The organism is Leeuwenhoekiella aequorea, from assembly GCF_004104375.1.
GTDB lineage: Bacteria > Bacteroidota > Bacteroidia > Flavobacteriales > Flavobacteriaceae > Leeuwenhoekiella > Leeuwenhoekiella aequorea.
This window is the reverse complement of record NZ_QOVM01000002.1, coordinates 469,894-490,261: the sequence shown is the minus strand read 5'-3', so window position 1 is coordinate 490,261 and position 20,368 is coordinate 469,894. Positions and strand designations below refer to the sequence as shown.

The window sequence follows — 20,368 nt, the reverse complement described above, 5'->3', positions numbered from 1 at the left end:
TTTAAAGATAAATTAATTATTTTATTGGCGACGGGTGTTTTCCCCATATTTACCCAGTGCTACCACACTTATAATGCCTATAAATATAAACAAGATAGCAATAAGATTTTCAGCAGATAAATGAGTGGGAATAAACCGATTATAATTCATAAGAATGGGATCTCCCACACGGTCATATTTTATAGTTCCTAGTGAATTAAGCTCAAACACCGGCTTTTTCCAAGGCCAGACAACACCAAGAGAACCTGTTATAAAGCCTATGATTGCTGCGTTTGTTTGATTCTTATATCGCTTTAGTAAATAGGCCAGAAAGTTTGATAATGTAACCAATCCTGTTGCAGATCCTAATGTAAAAACTGCCATAACTTTTAGCAGGCGCACCCTAAAAGGATTATTTATAAATGAAAAATCTCCGTGAAGAACGTCTGCAATAGTATCAAACAGGGCATTTACCGAATCTACTAAGAGGAGAACATAATTGCCCAGAAGAATTAGTATAAAAGACCCTGAAAGTCCGGGGAGCGTCATACCTGAAACACCAATTATTCCACAGAAAAAAACAAAAATTAAGTTGTCATTTTGAGTCGCCGGTTTTAATAAACTTATACCAATACCAGCAACTATTCCCAGACAAAGAATAATAAGATTAGATCGTGTCCATTCATTAAAATCTTTAGCGATAATATAAACGCTTCCAATTATCATCCCAAAGAAGGCACTCCACACATACAATGGAAACAAGTCGATTGCAACGTCGAGTAATTTTGAAACACTAAAGTAACTAATGATCATTCCTAAAATGAGAAGAAATAGAAATCTGCCGTTTACAAAACGGGCAAAACTGCGCACTCTACCGGCTAATAAAAGTTTAAAAGCCGTTTTATTTACTTTTTGAAGTGAATAAATAAATTCTTCGTAAAATCCTGCAACATAAGCTACGACACCTCCAGAAACTCCAGGAACCTTATTGGCCGCACCCATAGCGAGACCTTTAAGAACTAACCAGACTTTATCTGAAAAGGACCGATGTTTATTAGATTGCATTTTTTTGTTTGGAATTGGCGAAGCGTTCAAGTAAGAAAATAGTCAAAAAGCCAATAATTGCCAAAGCTATTACCAAAATGATTTTTGGATCCCCATCAAAATGTTGTGGTAAGATACTTTTTTCCAAAAGTGCCACCTGTTTACCGTGTGAGTTAGTACGATATGATAAAATTTCTTTCCAAGGCCAAACTTTATTTAAAGCGCCTATCATAAAACCGGTTAATAGTGCTAAAGTGAGGTTTTGATGGTTTTTAAATAAGTAGGTTAGCACTTTTGAGAATGCCTTGAGACCTACAATACAGCCTAGCATAAATAAAAACAATTTTATAGCAGCATCTTTAATAGCTGTAAAATCCATAGCAATTAGACCGTCTACAAAATTACGGACAGTACCCAAAATAATGGCATATGAACCTAATAATAATAAAATAAACGATCCTGATATTCCAGGTAAAATCATTGCTATTATGGCTATAAACCCACTAAGAAATATAAACCAGTTGCTTGCACCTGCACTTAGAGGCTCTGCAATTGTAATATAATAAGATATAGCAATCCCTGCAATTCCAATTATAAAAACACCTAGGTTATAGCTTTTAATTTGTTTACCGATATATACAATACTCGCTATTATGAGTCCAAAAAAGAATCCCCATAGCAATAGCGGATGTTCCTCCAGAAGATAGGTGATAAGTTTTGCCAGCGAAAGAATACTAATGGCGACTCCTAAGAATAGAGCAGCCAAAAATTTTAAATTGTACTCCTTAGCTGCATTAGAAAAACCATTTTTCTTCCAGCATTTGAAGAAGGAAATATCGAGTTTGTCGATGGTAGAAATTAATTCTTCATATATACCGGCAATGAAAGCTATTGTTCCGCCGGAAACACCGGGTACTACATCTGCAGCACCCATAGCTAAGCCTTTTAAAGTAACTACTGCATAATTAAGCAGCGATCTATTTTGAGACATTGGTTATAGAGGTTATGCCTCAAATGTAAGAAAACAATTAGGAATTCTTTGCGCGCTTTATTTTTTCTAATACAGATCTTTTAGCATATGCAAAGGGAAATAATTCTTCCAGAATTATATCAAAATCCGTATCTATTTTAAGTGCGTTCTCTAAATGAAAATGACCTTTATCATCATCTCCAAGAGTAAAATGCAAACCGGCAAGTCTGTATTCAATTTCTGGAGATTCACTGTAAAATGCCTGTGCTTCAATTAGATTTTGAACTGCAGTATCTAATTCGCCAAGATTGATCAAAATATCGCAACGAGTTAACCAGGTATCTAACTCATAATTTCCTAATTCTAATGTTCTGCTATAACCACGTTCTGCTTCTTCATAAAACTTAAGGCGGTTATTAATCTTTGCATAACGCTTCCAGTAAAGAACATTATCTTCATCGATATTTATGGCTTTATTTATGTAATATAGCGCATTTTGATAATCCATTTTCTTGGTATAGAAATCAGTAATGGCAATCCATCCTTTATCTAATAGCGGGTCTTCTTTAACTGTTTTTAAGTAATACGTAATGGCCAAATCATCTGCGTGCAGTTTTTGATAACATTTACCCATACGTAAATAAGCAAATGAGGTTGGATCATCAAGTCCTAAAGTGATTTGATAATTTTCAATAGCCTCATTATATTTGCCTAACTTCTCCAGAACTTTACCTTTCTCAAAGTAAGCGCCTATAAAAGTATCATCGCTAATGATAGCAAAATCGAAAGCAGCTAAAGCTTTTTGGTATTTTTTCAAGTCAAAATACTGTTTACCTATCTGATGCCACGCAACTTCACAATAAGGATTATTATCTAAGAACATTGTTAAATAATCTATTGCCTCTTGATGTTGCTCTAGAAAATCAAAACAGTAAATTACATTATACAAAGCAGAGTAATCATCTTCATCTACCTCAATGCACTTCATGAAATTGATTTTCGCATTTTGATAATCATCCATAAAAAGATATTCCATTCCTATAAGAGAATAAATATCTGCATCATCATCTGTAAGTTCTAAAGCAATTTCTAAAAGCTCGATCGCTTTAATATGGTCATCTTGTTTTGAATAGATATTTGCTTTTTGAATATATACTTCCTCGTTTTGTGGCTCCAGCTCATAAAGTTCGGCAAGCATTTTATCTGCATCTTCTAACTTATTTTCAAATATTAAAATTTCAATTTTAAATAATTTGAGGTTGGATGATGAGGGATGTTGGTCAAGACCAAGCTTAACGGCTTTTTTTGCAAGAGCAATTTTACCATTCTCTAGATAATGGTTAACAATATTTTCGAAATCATCCGAATCGAAGAAAAGAACATCATTTGTCTTTAACATAGATTCAAAACGGGTGAGTGGGAAATTATCTTCTTCGTGTTCTTGATTAAACTTCATACACGGGTTTTTTAAAATTTCTTCCAATATAAAAGTAAAAAGGAACGTCCGACGCCCAATTCAATTTTAGTATTGTTGTTAACAAAATAATCAACAATTAAGCCTAAATTGAAAATTTCGATTAATTAGTCGCTATTTTGTCTAATACCTTAAGTAAAATAAGACAACCCTTTTCAATTTCTTCATTTGAAATTGTTAAAGGTGGAGTAATGCGTATAGCTTTTTCTTCAAAAAGCAGCCAGAATAGGATAAGACCTTCATTTTGAGCAGTTAATATAGCGTCGTTAGCAACAGCTCCTGTGTTTACAATAGCTGCAAGCATAAGGCCTTTCCCTCTTATTTCAGTTATAAGTTTGTGTTTTAATAGTTTTCTAAATAGTTGCTCTTTTTTTAAAGCCTCATCCATTAACGACGATTCTAAAATCTGCGTTAAGGTAGCTAGTGCAGCTGCTGCTATGACAGGATGACCGCCAAAAGTGGTAATATGTCCCATCTTGGGATTATCTGAAAGTAGTTGCATATGATTTCTGGAAGCTGTAAAAGCTCCAATAGGCATTCCGCCACCCATTCCTTTTCCCATAACTACGACATCAGGAATAATATCATAGTTCTCAAACCCAAAAAGTTTCCCCGTTCTCCCGAAACCCGGTTGTATTTCATCGAGAATTAATAGTGCGCCTACCTTGTTGCAGCGTTCACGTACAGCATTTAACCACCCATTTTGTGGCTGAATAAAGCCGGCTCCACCTTGAATGGTTTCTAGCACAACACCTGCAGTTTGTTCTGTAATACTGGTTAAATCCTCAAAATTATTAAAACCTATGTGCGAAATATCGCCGATCACTGGTCTAAATGGTGCAACGCGCTCTTCAAAATCCATCAAGCTTAAAGCACCAAATGTATTTCCGTGATATGCATTTTTTGCGGCAATAATTTGAGTTCTTCCGGTAGCTCTTCGTGCGAGTTTTATAGCTCCATCAATAGCTTCAGTACCACTATTTACAAGATAAGTTTGTTCTAAAGGATCTGGTAAATTTGCAGCGAGTAATCGGGTTAACTCAACTGCAGGTCCTTGGGCATATTCACCATAAACCATCACGTGTAAGTACTTGTCACACTGCTCTTTAATTGCTTGTAAAATTTTTGGATTAGAATGACCAACGCTTACAGCAGAAACACCGGCAACAAAGTCCAGATAGGCCTTACCGTTAGTGTCGTAAATGTAGGATCCTGATGCGTGTGAAATTTCTAATCCAAGTGGATAAGGACTCGTTTGAGCCTGATATTTTAGAAAATCGTTTTTCATCTAATTTTCTGTTTGAGTAGAATCGTTAGTTTTTGCAGGAGCTTTTTCCTTCAACGAACTCTTCGTTTTTGTATCAGTTAAAGTGTCTTTTTTGACGGTTGCCTTTTCATTAACCGGTACACCTATGGCAGGAGCATCTTCTTCGCGATTTTTAAAATCTGAAGGGCTAAGTTGTGATGCATCAGGAATGTCTAACTTATTATCAGGTATCGAATTATCAAAAAAGTCTTCTTCAATCTCGGGTAAAGGTATTCCCTCAATTTTTGTAAGTGTAAATGGAGCTTCTCCCTTAAAAATATCTTCTTTACTTAGTAAGCGTTCCTCACCTCGCCAGTTTAAACCAGGAAATTGCCTGGCTTCTTTTTCAAATAAGGAAAGCGGAAATACATCACCATCAACTTGTCTCAGCTTTGTTATTTCAGTGATCTCATTATTTTCTATGATAGCTGAGATTGATGCAGATTTGCTTTTGTCTATTCCTTGAAGCACTCCATCTTCAGAACGCATATAATTTATACTTTCTGCATTTTTGATGATATCTAATTGATGTAGTTTATTGTCTTTAAATGAACCGTATAAGTCGTCACCTTTGACTTGATTATAGGCTTTATTCCTTCGGTCATCGTATAGCGGAATAGTATCTTGCTGTGCTAAAAATGCATTTTTAAACACATGAAGTGAATCTAATTTTTCAGTAATGATGTTGCTTCTTAAGTGTATTGTATCACCGGTCATTTGGCTTAAACCATTCCATAAAATTGGTTTCCCCAGCATTTGCGTGAGACCAGTTTCTTGATTAATATGGATTGAATCAGACTTACCACTTAAGTCACTTTTAAATAAGCGTACATTATTATACCCTCTCACAATTCGCTTTTCAGGAATACCTGTCACGACCAATCGATCCCCGTGTACGTATATAGAATCATTATCCTGAACTGTAATGGCAACCGCTCTCTTAGTTATAAATACAGAATCTTTAGCTTTGTATACTTCAGCGTAATGACCTTTAATGATACTTTTATTAGCGGTGTCAATAACCTTAATATTGTTAGTTGCCGATGCAAAATTAGTAGGCCTGTCAAAATATAAACTATCGCCATACACCGTTCTGTTGTCGTAATCTATTCTTGAATTTTTAACGAAGTATCCATTATCGTTACGTGTGTCATAATATCCGCGTTCGCAATAAACAACACTCGCATCACTTGTTATAGTTGAAGGTCCATATAAATAGGCGATTCCTTTCTCTGAAAAGAAGTCTAATTGATCACTATTAATTACATATTCTGGATTTGTAACCACTACATTTTGGACGAAAGAATATTTGTCTTGATCTAAGAAGTAACGGCCTATTTTACTTGTGATGACACTAGAGGTGTCTCTAAGGGTTCCTTTATTTCTATAATATGCTTGCTGTTTTATACGGTCAAAATAAAGTGTATCTGTATCTAATGTAGCCGTGGGAGTTTGTAGATTAACACCTCCTGAAGCCCAGGCAAACTGTGTATCCCCGTTATATTCTGCATAATTACTGCGCATAGTGATTGTATCACCTTGATTCATACGAACATTACCTATCGCTCTTACAAAATTTTCATCCTTGTAATTAAAGGCAAGATCACACCACATTTCTATCCCTTCGTGCTGTATGTATACTTGCTTAGTGCTTTTATACATTACAATAGCACCGGGATATTTAACTTCGTCAATTTGTTCTATATCAGACTGAATATTTAATTCCTTACCTTCTTGTGCAGAAGTATAAGTTGTAATAAACAGAATTATAAAAATAACGGTATTTCTAAAAAAATTGGGCATAGCGAATTTTGACGCAAATATAACGGAATTTCCACTCTAGATCGTATTCGCATTTCACTATTAAAACAAATTCTAGGTCGAAATGAAAATGCGGCTTTAACTAAGGTTATTCTGCTTCACGTACTTCTTTAAACATATCAACATAGTACGCGGTGCAAATTTGACTTTCTGATAACTTAATTTCAGTTAAATATCGATGAAGAATTTTCAGCAAATTTGACGTATTGTTTAGTGTTTCACTTAAAGTTTCAACTTCTAGAAAAGAATCTTTAAGCCCGCGGATTTTCACTAATGAAACTTCAAGTTCATTGTTTTCAAATACCACATTAAATACTTCGCAGTTTTTTTTATAACTCAGGCTTTCTTTATAATTCAGTTTTTTAAGTAAACTATCTATAGCTATCGGGTCTATGATCTCACTTTCAAATTCTGGTTTTGATTTACTGTATAGATCAAATGGGGAATCCTTGAATGTTAAGAAATGTGATTCTTGGGAAGTAACCAAATTGGTTTTTGTGCGTAACCGTAATTCTTGTTCGCTACTCGTTAAAGTATTATTGAGATCATAATACCGGTCAAAATATTCATATAAAATTGTAGAAGTAGGTTGTATTTTTAGGATATTTTTTCTAGTTGCATAATAATCCTCCAGCTTAACTTTTAATTCGACCTCATACATATATACTATGCTTTGCGTTAATTTACTAATTTATGAATAAATGCTAATTTCTTTATTACGGGTTCAGAAATTATAAAGGGGTAAGCGTCTGCATGACCCATACTTCTGTTTAAAGAATTTACAACGTAGGTAAGTGGCAAATAATGTTTGATAATTTTTTCCATACTTTTTTCTAAATACGGATCAAAATCACAACTTACATCTAGATTGGGTACTTTTTTAAGTTCTGGATCTATCTCGAGTCCAAAATTATAACTTGTCTCAAGCATATCCATCATATGCATATAATGGGACCAGGTCTCAGCCCAATCTTCCCAAGCGTGCATAGTTGCGTACGAACTTATAAATTGCTCACGCCAATTTGCGGGAGCGCCGTTTTTGTAATGTTTTTGTAAGGCTTCTCCATAATCCTGCGTGTCGTCACCAAAATGACTTCTAAATTCTTCTAGAATTTTAGGATCAGATTTAATAAGAGCATCCCAATAAAAATGACCAACTTCATGTCTAAAATGACCTAAAAGGGTTCTGTAACGTTCTTCCAGCTGTTCTTTTATATATTCTCTATGTGCTGCGTTAGCCTCTTTAATATTGAGAGTAATTAAACCATTGTCGTGACCAGTGGTTACAGCTGTAGGATCATTTTCTAAAGGAGCTAAGAAATCAAAAGTCAACTTTAGCTTTTCCCCGTCAATGGTGTATTCAGTTTTTAAATTCAATTTATGCAAGCTGTAAAACAACCGACGTTTTGCAGCTTCAATTTTGCGCCAGTCTAATTTATTTTCAGGAATAGATAAATCGGGAATCATATGATTTGTACTGCAGGCTTCGCAAAATTTATTTTTTGAATCTACAGGAACAAGCCAGTTGCAAGCAGACTGGTTAAAATTTGCACAGTATGTTAATTCACCCCCAGCTTTAGAGACGGCATAACCTGCACTTTTGAAAGATAGTATAGATTCTGAACCAAATAAATATCCCAAACTGTTTTCACATTTTTCGCAGGAAGTATTCTCAAAATATACAGGATTATTACAATTTGAACACTGAAAAATTTTCATAGATGAGATCGTTTAAGTTCTAAAAAACAGCAAAGCTTGCCAGACAAATGTAAGTTAATGAAGAGTGCGTAACTGTGAAGATTTTCAGAAAATTAGCGAAAAAAAAATCCGAAGTTTAAACTTCGGATTTTTAATATTTATCTATAAACAGTCTGTGTCCTATCTGGTCCAACAGATACTATTTTGATAGGGACATTTAGTTCTTTCTCAAGATACTCAATGTACTCATTAAGTTCTGAAGGAAGTTTAGCATCACCTTTCATTTTAGTAAGATCTTCTGACCATCCTTTCATCTCAAAATAAACCGGTTCTACATTTTCTGGTTCGATATTGTAAGGAAGGTGTTCTATTAATTTCCCTTTGTATTTATAGTGTGTACAGATTTTAAGAGTATCAAAACCACTTAAAACATCACCTTTCATCATCATTAGTTGTGTAACACCATTTACGCGCACCGCATATTTAAGTGCTACAAGGTCAAGCCATCCGCAACGTCTTGGTCTACCTGTGGTAGCTCCAAATTCGTTACCTACGCGACCCATAGTGGCGCCTACTTCATCAAAAAGTTCGGTAGGGAAGGGGCCAGATCCTACACGTGTAGTATAAGCCTTAAAAATACCGAAAACTTCTGCAATTTGCCCCGGAGCTACACCTAATCCAGTACAAGCACCTGCTGCAGTAGTATTTGATGATGTTACAAAAGGATACGTTCCAAAATCAATATCTAAAAGAGAACCTTGTGCACCTTCTGCAAGAATTGATTTACCTGCTTGCTGCGCTTGATATAAATACTCTTCAGAATCAATAAAAGTAAGTGCTTTAAGAACTTCAACAGCTTTAAAAAATTCTGCTTCTAATTCGTCAAGATTGTATTCAATCTTCGCGTCATAAAAATCGATCATATCGATATGCTTATCACGTAAACTTGCATAACGATCTTTCCAGTCTGAAAGCTCTAAATCTCCAACACGAATACCATTTCTACCGGTTTTGTCCATATAAGTGGGACCTATACCTTTTAAAGTAGAACCTATTTTTGCTTTTCCTTTTGAAGCTTCAGAAGCTGCGTCAAGTAAGCGATGTGTAGGTAATATTAGGTGCGCTTTACGCGAAATCAATAATTTTTCTTTGATATTTAATTTAAATTGAGCCAGATTGTCAAGCTCTTTTTTAAATATTACTGGATCAATCACAACTCCATTACCAACAAGATTAATTGCATTTTCATGAAATATACCAGAAGGTATTGTGTGTAACACGTGTTTTATACCATCAAATTCAAGAGTATGACCTGCATTAGGACCGCCTTGAAAGCGTGCTATAATATCGTAATCCTTTGTAAGAACATCTACAATTTTGCCCTTACCTTCATCTCCCCATTGGAGACCAAGAAGTAAATCTACTGCCATTTATGCGTTGTTGTCTTCGATTGTGTTATTAATTATAATATCTTTTTTACGTGTACCGTAAAAATAGAGCGAGTGCTTATTAATCTCGATATTAAAAACCTCTTCGATGGTTTTCTTTATTGATTGAATACGAGGATCGCAAAATTCTATAACCTCTCCTGTATCTGTAAGTATTACGTGGTCGTGCTGCTTATCAAAATATGATTTTTCATATTGTGATTGATTTTGCCCAAACTGATGCTTACGCACCAAACCGCATGAAAGTAATAGTTCTATAGTATTGTAGAGAGTTGCTCTACTAACACGATATTTTTTATTCTTCATACTTATATACAAGGTCTCAATATCAAAGTGATCTTTGTAATTGTAAATCTCCTGTAAAATCGCATAGCGTTCTGGAGTTTTACGATGACCATTTTCTTCGAGAAACTTGGTAAAGACGTTTTTAACGACTTCTTGATCTTTATTTATTGTTGCTTTCGGTCCCATAATTGAAGATGCAAAGTTACGTATTTACAGACGTATGACTTTGTCGATACCGTTTATTTTTTTGAGGTTTTCTATCAGCCTGCGTAAATGCTCTTTATTCTTCACAATTACGGTAATGTTTCCTTTAAATATACCATCGTGTGTAGTGAAATTTAAATTTCGCATATTTACATGCATATGTTCAGAAATTTCTCGGGTAACACCATTAACCAGACCTAATGTATCAATACCTGATAGTTCAAGATCTGCTTGAAATTCTTGCGCCGAAGAGTCAATCCATTTCGCAGGAATTATGCGATAGGCATAGTTACTTTGAAGCGCAATAGCGTTAGGACAATTTTGTTTATGTACTTTAATCCCCTCAGAAACTGTTGTGAATCCAAAGACCTTATCTCCAGGTATCGGGTTACAGCATTTTGCAAGCGAGTAGTCTAACTTTTGCTCATCTTTACCAAATACGAGCATATCGTATTTGTCTGTAATTTCATCTTTATCTACATGCTCGGCTACAGGAGCCTTGCGTATTTTATTCTTAATATAACTTACAAAAGCATTACTGCGCGATGCGGCGTACTCTTTAATCATTTTATTATCAATGGTTCCTATACCCACTCTATAAAACAAATCAAGACTTGTTTTAAGCTTAAAATACAGAACCATCTCGTTTATAATATTCTCATCAAGAGAGATTTTTTGTGAGCGTAGCTTTCTGTGTAGAATAACTTTACCATCTTCTGCAATTACTTTCTTCTCATCTTTTAAAGAAGATTTTATTTTTGCACGAGCCCGTGCCGTAGTTGCATAATCAAGCCAGTTGTTATTAGGTCTTGCGTGTTCTGAGGTGATAATTTCAACTTGATCTCCACTTTTTAATTCGTGACTTAACGGAACTAATTTTCCATTTACACGCGCACCTCTTGTATGCATACCTATTTCAGTATGGATACTAAAAGCAAAATCAAGCGGAGTAGCCGCTTTAGGGAGTGATTTCAGTTCACCTTGTGGCGTAAATACAAATATTTCTTTGTTGTATAAATTCAGTTTAAACTGTTCAACAAATTCTACTGCATTTGTCTCATTGCTTTCTAAAGCTTCCTGTAAGCGATTTAGCCACTGGTCCAGAGTTTGATCTTCTTCGGTTTCAGTAGTAGGACCTTGTTTATATTTATAATGAGCGGCATATCCTTTTTCTGCAATCTCATTCATCCGATCAGATCGAATCTGTACTTCGACCCAACGTCCTTTTAATCCCATTACCGTAATATGAAGTGCTTCATAACCGGTAGATTTAGGAGAAGAAATCCAATCCCGTAATCGGGTAGGGTTTGGTCTAAAGTGATCTGTCACAATAGAATAAATTTTCCAGGCTAAAAATTTCTCACTTTCAGGCGTTCCCTTATAGATTATACGTATTGCAAATTTGTCGTAGACTTCATCAAAAGGAATATTCTGTTTAAGCATTTTAAGACGTATGCTATAAATAGATTTTGGTCTTCCTTTAATTTCATAATCCAGAACCTCTTTATCAAGAGAGTTTTGAACGGCCTTTGTAAACTCTTCGATATATTGATCTTGCTGCTCTTTGGTCTCTTTCATTTTACGCGAAATGCTTCTAAACACTTCGGGCTCTGTATATTTGAGACCCAGATCTTCAAGTTCGGTTTTAATATTATAAAGCCCTATACGATGCGCAAGAGGTGCATATATATAGAGTGTCTCGCTAGCAATTTTAACCTGCTTATCTGGTCGCATAGAATCCATTGTCTGCATATTATGCAAACGGTCTGCGATTTTAATAATTATTACACGTACATCATCATTAATAGTAAGCAGCATTTTTCTGAAATTCTCTGCCTGCAACGATGCATCGTGATGCTTTTTAAGATTAGATATTTTTGTAAGACCATCTACTATTCTCGCAACTGTAGGGCCAAAGAGTTCTTCTAGATCTTCTAACGTATAGGAAGTATCTTCTACAACGTCATGTAACAAGGCTGCTGCAATCGAAGTGGCATCCATCCCAATCTCACTGGCTACAATACGTGCGACAGCAAGTGGGTGAAAAACATAAGCTTCGCCAGACTTTCTACGTTGATCTTTATGCGCATCTACGGCTACTTCAAACGCCTTCCTGATCATTTTTTTATCATCATCAGAGAGCGTGCGATAACTTATACGCAACAATTCTTTGTAGCGTCTGGTAAGTTCTTTATTTTCTTTTTCTATATCTACCGGAGTCATAATCTAAAAGTACAATTATATAATAGAAAATCAACTGCAAAAGCAATACCAATGCTATTCTATCAGCACATATTTGTGCATTGATTTATCGAATTTTACTTAGCCTGAGATAAATTTTGATAGCGTTGCAATAACGTAGGATGCGAATACTGAAACTTTACATATAAAGGATGTGGTGTAAGATTGCTAAGGCTATTGCGGGACAGTTTTTTTAACGAACTAATTAATGGTGCTGCGGCAAATGTGTTTTTAGCAAAATCGTCTGCTTGATACTCAAATTTTCTTGATAAGAGATTCATAAGGAAACTGGTAATCCCAGAGATAGGTGTATAAAGAATTCCAAAAGCGATTAATCCTACGTGAAAGCTGGGTGTTGTAACTCCTAACGCTTCAGAAAATATAGGCTGACTTACAAAAATGCCAAGTAACCATAAAGTGAAACCGGTAAGTACTATTGAAGTGGCGAGATTTATTATAATATGATTCTTACGATAATGACCAACTTCGTGAGCTAATACGGCTACGATCTCTTCATCTTCAAGATCATTAACCAGCGTATCGTAAAGTGTTATTCTTTTTTCTGAACCAAAACCAGAGAAGTAGGCATTTGCTTTTGTGCTGCGTTTAGAGCCATCAATGATAAATATATTGTCAAGTTTAAAACCGACTGTGGCAGAATAAGCTTCTATTTTCTCTCGTAATGATCCTTTTTCGAGCGGTTTTTGCTTATTAAATAAAGGAACTATTAGCTTGGCGTAAAACATATTCATTATCAATGCAAAAATTGAAAATAGAATCCAGGCGTATATCCAGAAAGAACTACCACTTAATTGGTAAAACCAAATAATTAAGGCGAGTAAACCACCACCAACTAAAATAGTCATAATCCAACCTTTAAGTTTATCTGCAAAAAATAGAGCTCGGGTTGATTTATTAAAACCGAAGCGTTCTTCAATGACAAATGTTTTGAAATAACTAAATGGCGTTGTCAAAATATCTGATCCTATTAGTATTATTCCGAAGAAAATTAAACCGACTAATATTTCATTATCAGTTATGGAACGTGCAATGGTATCTACATAAGCAAACCCGTCAACAAAGAAAAATACTAAAGTTACCAATAGCATAAAGCCGCTTGAGAGTGCAGCGAATTTAGAATTCGCTTTTTTATAAGATTGAGATTTACGATAACTTTCTTCGTCATATACATCTGCTAATTCTGCAGGTATAGGATCATCAAAATGTCTTGCATTGAGCCAATCCAGAATTTGATCAATCGCAAAACTGATAATTATAAACGATATAATTATATAAAATACAGTAGTTGGATTCATAAGAGTAAAAGTGATTTTTTAATTGAAACCGCGTTGTCTACGCGCTTCAAAAACTAAAATAGCAGCTGCCACAGACACATTCATGGAGTCGAGGCTTCCCTGCATAGGTATAATTATATTTTGGGTAGCGCGTGTTCTCCATTCTTGAGATAAGCCATCTGCCTCAGTACCCACAACGAGAGCAGTAGGTTTTGTGAAATCCTGCTTTTCATAGGAAATCGCTTCCTGTAGGATCGCTGCGTAACAATTTATATTTCGTGCTTCTAAAAACTGAATCACTTCTTGCGTAGATCCTGTAGCAATATCAACTGTAAATAACCCGCCTACACTAGAACGAATAATATTTGGGTTATAAAGATCTGTTTTGGGGTTAGCCAAAATAAATGCGTCCACACCCGCTGCATCAGCGGTACGTAAAAGAGCACCTATATTGCCGGGCTTTTCTGGAGCTTCAGCAATAAGTATAAGTGGGTTTTCAGGAAGTATTAAATCTTCTAAACTGTTGGGCTTTGACTTCGCGCAGGCTAGTAAACCCTCCGTACCAGATCGATAAGCGATTTTTTTATAAACTTCTTCGCTTACAATCACTTGAGATACAGAGTCAGGAAGAACCTCTTTAAGGTTTTCTAATTCATCCTGAGTAATTATTTCTTCACAGTAAAAAACCTCAGTTAATTCAAATCCCGACTTTAAAGCCAGATTAACTTCTCGAATTCCTTCAATTAAAAAAAAGCCTTTTTTACGGCGTTCTTTTGATTTCTCCTGAAGTAAAACCAGTTGTTTGATCGTAGGATTATGAATACTGCTAATTTCTTTATACATAAATTCAAAGTTACTATACTATTAATGAGAAGATGAAGTATCTGCAGCTTTCTTGAACGTATAATTTTCTTTCAATACTTCAATAAACTCTTTTTTTGAATAACCTTCAGCAGTTTTACTAAAAAGATCTAAATCAAGCTGATCATTGTCTCTTATGATTAATAACTGGTTAGGGTATAACGTATCAATTATACTTTGCAGACTTATATTTTCTGCACGGAGACATAGGAGATTTCCATTTTGTAGCGTGTCACAAGAAAATGATGGATTACGCTCAACAGTAAAAGCAATACCAGTGGTTTTAATACGTACTTGTTCATTATCGACTAAGTCACGTTCTACATTGTGAAAAAATAAAAAAGCCAGCATTATTAGAATGAAATTATGCGAAAAGTGGCCAAATACTGCCCATAAAAAGCCCAGTTTTAGTCTTAAAAAACTAAATATCATTCCTGCAAATAACTGAGAACCTACAATAATAGGAGCGAGAACATAAAAAATGAAGTCTGTATTTGTATAGTTTCCTAAATGTACAAATCCGAAGGTAGCCGCGAAGATGTAAACAATTATACGTAGATTTTTTATCCAGAATATGGAAAGGTCTTTTTTCAGTAAATAACTAATCCCTCTAAATAAAAAATTGCGTTCATATTTAAGTGGTAATCTAAATATGGTTTCCTCTAAGAAAGGTGTGAAAATGCAGATAATAAATATAGAAACCCAAATTGTATAACTCTCTGCGTTTAAAAGATTTTCGTACGGCTCTAAAACCGGACTCAACGCATTCATTATAATTATAAATATAAATGCAATACCAAAATCATAGGCTATAGCAGCAATCAGATATTTTAGTTTTTCCCAGTTAGATATTGAAAATACGATATCATCAGGATGCTTGATAAAACCATTTATAACTGAAATACGCGAACGTAAGCCCATATTTTAAAGTAAATTACTTCTTAAAGATGGGTATAAAGTAGGATAATGTATAACCGTAACCCGCCCCGTAAACATTATCTGTAGTTACTTTATTGAAGCCGGGTGCAAATAGATTAGCAAAATCTTCTGGTTCCTTTTGAGAAAGAGCTCGCTTTAATTGTACATTAACGCCAAGATAAAGGTTGTTTACAAGCTCTACCTGCATGCCTAATTGTAACTCAATCCAAATGAGATTTAAGTTTTCATAACTACGAGCATCTGTTCGTAAGTCTGGCTCAAAAAAAGTGTCTGTAGTATAAATGGTATAACTGTTTAAGTCCTGACTAAATGTTGAGAATCCACCACGTAAACCTACATAGATAAGATTTGACATGCCTGCCCAGTTGTTATAAATGTTATAATTGAAACCAGCTTTAATATAACTTCCCTGATTTTCAGAATCAAAATTAGCTTCGTTATATTGTTTAGATTCGGTACCTATTTCAGCAGCCAGATAATAACTTTTTCTAATTCTAAAATCTGCGGCAATTTCAAAACCTTGATACGTATCATCTAGAAGTGTACGTAATGGTTTACTTAAATCTACGCCCACACGCAAACCATATTTATCAGTTTTAATACGAGTTGCAGTGGTATCTGAGGATACTTCATCAAGAGGGTCTTCAACTTCAATTCCCTGTTGCTGAGCATTCATTTCTGAAAGCCCTAGTAACACAAAACTAATGACGAATAAAAACGTGTGTAGTGTCTTCATCTGCTATAGTTCTGTTATTAATTATAAAATCATCAATCCATCGGCCATCAGAACCGGGATTCACTTGTATACTTAAATTATTAAATACCACTTTATACCCACAGGCTCTGCTTATAAATGTCTCTTGCGGAGTGTAGGTAAAAATAAGTGTATCTGCATTGTTAGGATTTTCAGCAGCCACTAGATTATTGGGATTTTTCACAAAAACCAATACAGTAGCTGTTGTATCTGTGCGTAACGGGACTTGTATGGTGGAGGCATCAGTATAAGTAATACTATCTGACATATCCCTCTTATAAATATTGATATTTAATGATTTGGTTTCATTAATGTTATCTGCATCTAGAAAACTCATTGTTAGCTGAGGCGTAGTAGGAGTGCTGGTTGCACAAATATCATCGCGCTCACACGATAGTGAAAGAGCTAGGACAGCTAACATTAAAAGGAGCCACTTTTTTATCATTAAACCCGGTTATTTCAATTTTAATAAAACCACATTTTCTACGTGGTGGGTTTGTGGAAACATATCTACAGGCTGAACGCGCTGAACCTTATAGTAAGGGTCGAGTAATGCGAGGTCGCGTGCTTGAGTGGCGCTGTTACAACTTACATACACTATACGATCTGCTTTTATCTTAATTAATTGTTCAACTACATCTTTGTGCATCCCATCACGAGGTGGATCTGTAATTATCACATCGGGTTGACCGTGCATTTTTAAAAATGAATCGTTGAATACATTTTTCATATCACCCACATAAAACTCAACGTTTTCAATGCTGTTTAATTGTGCATTTGCCTGAGCTGCTGTTATAGCATCTGGCACTGCCTCGACACCTATAACTTTCTTAGCATCTCGAGCAACAAACTGTGCGATTGTACCTGTACCGGTATATAAATCATACACATTTTCGTTGCCGGTTAGACCTGCAAAATCACGTGTAATTTTGTACAATTCGTAAGCTTGTTCAGAATTAGTTTGATAAAATGATTTGGCGTTAATTTTAAATTTTAAACCTTCCATCTCCTCAAAAATATGATCACGCCCTGCAAAGCAGATTACTTCCTGATCATAGATTGTATCATTCCCTTTTTCGTTAATTACATACAGAAGCGATGTAATTTCGGGAAATGTGTTTTTAAGATAGTTCATTACGAGTTCGCGTGGTGCTTGCTCATCGTGGAAAAATTGAACGAGAACCATCAACTCACCTATACTGGTTGTACGTATCATTAAGGTACGTAATAAACCTTCCTGATTACGGGTATTAAAAAAGGGTATATTATTAAGGCTCGCAAATTCTTTTACCCCATTGCGGATGGCATTACTAGGATCACGTTGTAACCAACATTTATCTATATCCAGAATTTTATCCCACATCCCGGGAATATGAAAACCTAATGCATTACGGTCTTCTATAATTTCATCGCTTTGAATTTGCTTTAAGGTAAGCCACTTGCTATCACTAAATGAAAATTCCATTTTATTGCGGTAGAAGTATTGTTCTTTACTACCTGCAATGGGAGTTACTTCAGGAAGCTCAATTTTACCCAGACGCTGCAAGTTATTTACTACTTCCCGCTGTTTATATTCGAGCTGGTAGTCATAATGCATATTCTGCCACTTACAACCTCCACAAGTACCGAAGTGCTTACATGCTGGTTCTGTACGTTTTGATGAATATTCATGAATTTTAATAGCTGTACCTTCAAAATAAGCGCGACGCTGTTTTGTAGTTTGTACATCTATAACATCTCCCGGTACGGCATTATTTATGAATATAACCCGCCCATCTGGAGCTTTTGCTATGGCTTTACCCTTAGCACCTGCATCTGTAACAAGTACATTAGGGAAAATTTTTCTGGAGTTCTTTTTTCTTGACACGAGGCAAAAATAGAATAATTATGAAGATTAACCATCGCTATCTTTAATAGTCTGTAGGAATAAAAGGTATAGTTTTTCAATACTCAAAATGCTATGTAGAACCAAAATGAATAAGCGTGTTAGTCTAGGGTATTATTTAGATGCGTATTTTATTTTTAGTAATTTGCAGCATCTCAACTAGGATGATTTCTCTCCTGTTGAGGATGTCTTATTCTTAGAGGCATCACAAGCAGGAATCGTAAAGAGATTACCTTAAAATAAGTACACAATGACTACTGCACAAAAACTCACTTCACAAGAGACGATCGCTCTTGAGGAAAAACACGGCGCACACAATTATCATCCACTTCCAGTGGTTTTAAAGCGAGGCGAGGGCGTTTATGTATGGGATATTGAAGACAAACAATACTATGATTTTCTATCAGCGTATTCTGCTGTGAATCAAGGGCATTGTCATCCTGCAATTGTGGGAGCAATGAGCAAGCAAGCCGAGACACTTACATTAACCTCCAGGGCTTTTCATAATGATATGTTAGGTAAGTATGAGGCTTACACAACAGATTATTTTCAGTTTGATAAGTTGCTACCTATGAATACGGGAGCAGAGGCTGTAGAAACAGCGATTAAAATTGCTCGTAAATGGGCATATGAGAAGAAAGGTGTCCCGGAGCACGAAGCACAAATAATTGTTTGTGAAAATAACTTTCACGGAAGAACAACTACAATTATTTCCTTTTCAAATGATGAGGGTGCTCGTAAAAACTTTGGTCCGTATACGCCAGGCTTTATAAAAATACCTTACGATGATATTGATGCTTTGAAGCGCGCATTGGTTGAGAATAAAAATATTGCAGGATTTCTAGTAGAACCTATACAAGGGGAAGCTGGTGTATTTACTCCAGCTTCAGATTTCTTAATGAAGGCAAAGGCACTTTGTAAGGCAAACAATACATTATTTATTGCAGATGAGATTCAAACAGGTATCGCCAGAACCGGAGCATTACTTGCTGTTTGTGGTAATTGTACTTGTAAGGGGCACTGTGAGCGTCAAGAAACGTATAGCAGACCAGATATATTAATTCTAGGTAAAGCATTATCGGGTGGTGCATACCCTGTTTCTGCAGTACTTGCAGACGACGATGTAATGAATGTGATTAAGCCGGGACAACATGGTTCTACCTTTGGAGGTAATCCTGTTGCTTCAGCAGTGGCTATGGCTGCACTTAATGTAGTTAAAGACGAGAAGTTAGCTCAAAACGCTCGTGTATTAGGTGAACTTTTCAGATCTAAATTGAATGAATATATAACTGAAAGTAAGATTGTGAATTTAGTTCGTGGTCGTGGTTTATTAAATGCTATTTTAATTAACGATACAGAAGATAGCAGTACAGCCTGGGATATTTGTATGGCGTTAAAAGAAAACGGTTTACTTGCAAAGCCTACCCACGGGAATATTATACGCTTTGCTCCACCACTGGTAATGACAGAAGATCAATTGCTAGATTGTGTAGCTATAATAGTTAAAACTTTAAAACAGTTTGAAAAGTAAGTTTTTAGAACTATTTACCAAAAAAAAGCGACTCACTGAGTCGCTTTTTTACTTTATAAAATTTTATGATGTTTATAAAACTTCAATAAGATTCACTTCAAATAGAATTACGGTATTTCCTGGGATGCTTCCGCCGGCACCAGATGCTCCATAAGCCAAACGAGCAGGAATTAGAAATAGTGCTTGTCCGCCTTCTTTCATATACGTTAAGCCTTCCGAGAATCCCGATATTAATTTTCCAGCGTTAAATTCAACTTCAGAATTAGATTGGTCAAATATATTTCCGTTAAGTAAATAACCCGTATAAGTTACTTTGACTGTAGAATTTACTTCAGGAGATTCTCCTGTTCCTTCCGTTTCAATAATATAGTATAAACCTGTGCTACTGCGTGTAGCGGTTAAATCATTAGCTTCTAAATAAGCATTAATTTCTGCTTCGTTTCTTACAAATGCTTCAGCTTCTGACTCAGATGAACTATCATCACTAGAACAAGAACTAAATAATGTTAGGGCACAGATTAGGGATAACCAGATTTTCATAATGTGTATTTTAAATTAAACGGCTAAACTAGGTTTAATTCTAAATTCATACAATAAAATATAGCACAGTTGAAAATTCTATTACGTTTCTTA

General features: G+C 35.3%; 18 protein-coding genes. 1 reads left to right on the top strand and 17 read right to left on the bottom strand.

The features are described from left to right. Positions 1-21 precede the first annotated feature (21 nt). From DSM00_RS06195 to rlmD, 16 genes are all read right to left on the bottom strand, one after another. Positions 22-1,044 (bottom strand): DUF368 domain-containing protein, encoded by a 1,023-nt coding sequence (locus DSM00_RS06195; RefSeq protein ID WP_128757155.1) that lies wholly within the window; start codon positions 1,042-1,044, stop codon positions 22-24. Continuing rightward, positions 1,034-2,014, bottom strand: a complete 981-nt coding sequence (locus DSM00_RS06190; RefSeq protein ID WP_128757154.1) for a DUF368 domain-containing protein — start codon at positions 2,012-2,014, stop codon at positions 1,034-1,036. The genes DSM00_RS06195 and DSM00_RS06190 overlap by 11 nt, the downstream gene beginning before the upstream one ends. Before the next feature lie 37 nt (positions 2,015-2,051). After that, positions 2,052-3,449: a tetratricopeptide repeat protein gene (locus DSM00_RS06185; RefSeq protein ID WP_128757153.1), complete on the bottom strand. Its 1,398-nt coding sequence runs from the start codon at positions 3,447-3,449 to the stop codon at positions 2,052-2,054. Between the two features lie 121 nt (positions 3,450-3,570). Beyond that, complete coding sequence (locus tag DSM00_RS06180) at positions 3,571-4,755, bottom strand: aspartate aminotransferase family protein (RefSeq protein ID WP_128757152.1); 1,185 nt, start codon at positions 4,753-4,755, stop codon at positions 3,571-3,573. After that, positions 4,756-6,576 carry an OstA-like protein gene (locus tag DSM00_RS06175; RefSeq protein ID WP_128757151.1) on the bottom strand — a complete coding sequence of 607 codons (1,821 nt, stop codon included), beginning with the start codon at positions 6,574-6,576 and terminating at the stop codon, positions 4,756-4,758. It lies immediately after the preceding gene. A gap of 106 nt (positions 6,577-6,682) precedes the next feature. Continuing rightward, a complete protein-coding gene (locus tag DSM00_RS06170) occupies positions 6,683-7,255 on the bottom strand; it encodes a CYTH domain-containing protein (RefSeq protein WP_128757150.1) in 573 nt (190 codons plus the stop codon). Positions 7,256-7,272: 17 nt separating this feature from the next. Beyond that, positions 7,273-8,313 (bottom strand): zinc-binding metallopeptidase family protein, encoded by a 1,041-nt coding sequence (locus DSM00_RS06165; RefSeq protein WP_128757149.1) that lies wholly within the window; start codon positions 8,311-8,313, stop codon positions 7,273-7,275. 137 nt (positions 8,314-8,450) lie between these two features. After that, positions 8,451-9,722: an adenylosuccinate synthase gene (locus tag DSM00_RS06160; RefSeq protein WP_128757148.1), complete on the bottom strand. Its 1,272-nt coding sequence runs from the start codon at positions 9,720-9,722 to the stop codon at positions 8,451-8,453. Further along, positions 9,723-10,211 carry a Fur family transcriptional regulator gene (locus tag DSM00_RS06155; protein WP_128757147.1) on the bottom strand — a complete coding sequence of 163 codons (489 nt, stop codon included), beginning with the start codon at positions 10,209-10,211 and terminating at the stop codon, positions 9,723-9,725. A 24-nt stretch (positions 10,212-10,235) separates the two neighbouring features. Next, on the bottom strand, positions 10,236-12,452 hold the full coding sequence (locus DSM00_RS06150; RefSeq protein WP_128757146.1) for a RelA/SpoT family protein: 2,217 nt from the start codon (positions 12,450-12,452) through the stop codon (positions 10,236-10,238). A 95-nt stretch (positions 12,453-12,547) separates the two neighbouring features. Continuing rightward, complete coding sequence (locus tag DSM00_RS06145) at positions 12,548-13,786, bottom strand: M48 family metallopeptidase (protein WP_128757145.1); 1,239 nt, start codon at positions 13,784-13,786, stop codon at positions 12,548-12,550. Between the two features lie 18 nt (positions 13,787-13,804). Continuing rightward, the gene (locus DSM00_RS06140; protein ID WP_128757144.1) at positions 13,805-14,608 is read right to left on the bottom strand and encodes a TrmH family RNA methyltransferase; all 804 of its coding nucleotides are present in this window, start codon (positions 14,606-14,608) and stop codon (positions 13,805-13,807) included. A gap of 21 nt (positions 14,609-14,629) precedes the next feature. After that, on the bottom strand, positions 14,630-15,547 hold the full coding sequence (locus DSM00_RS06135; RefSeq protein ID WP_128757143.1) for a CPBP family intramembrane glutamic endopeptidase: 918 nt from the start codon (positions 15,545-15,547) through the stop codon (positions 14,630-14,632). Between the two features lie 13 nt (positions 15,548-15,560). After that, on the bottom strand, positions 15,561-16,301 hold the full coding sequence (locus DSM00_RS06130; RefSeq protein WP_128757142.1) for a DUF6048 family protein: 741 nt from the start codon (positions 16,299-16,301) through the stop codon (positions 15,561-15,563). Then, on the bottom strand, positions 16,267-16,740 hold the full coding sequence (locus DSM00_RS06125) for a DUF6452 family protein (protein WP_206633790.1): 474 nt from the start codon (positions 16,738-16,740) through the stop codon (positions 16,267-16,269). The genes DSM00_RS06130 and DSM00_RS06125 overlap by 35 nt, the downstream gene beginning before the upstream one ends. Before the next feature lie 33 nt (positions 16,741-16,773). Continuing rightward, positions 16,774-18,186: a 23S rRNA (uracil(1939)-C(5))-methyltransferase RlmD gene (rlmD, locus tag DSM00_RS06120; RefSeq protein WP_128757140.1), complete on the bottom strand. Its 1,413-nt coding sequence runs from the start codon at positions 18,184-18,186 to the stop codon at positions 16,774-16,776. 268 nt (positions 18,187-18,454) lie between these two features. On the opposite strand from rlmD, the gene rocD reads away from it, so the two are divergent. Next, the gene (gene rocD / locus DSM00_RS06115) at positions 18,455-19,735 is read left to right on the top strand and encodes an ornithine--oxo-acid transaminase (protein ID WP_128757139.1); all 1,281 of its coding nucleotides are present in this window, start codon (positions 18,455-18,457) and stop codon (positions 19,733-19,735) included. Between the two features lie 72 nt (positions 19,736-19,807). Here the strand turns inward: rocD and DSM00_RS06110 are convergent, their stop codons facing one another. Beyond that, positions 19,808-20,275 (bottom strand): FKBP-type peptidyl-prolyl cis-trans isomerase, encoded by a 468-nt coding sequence (locus DSM00_RS06110; RefSeq protein WP_128757138.1) that lies wholly within the window; start codon positions 20,273-20,275, stop codon positions 19,808-19,810. Between the last annotated feature and the right edge of the window lie 93 nt (positions 20,276-20,368).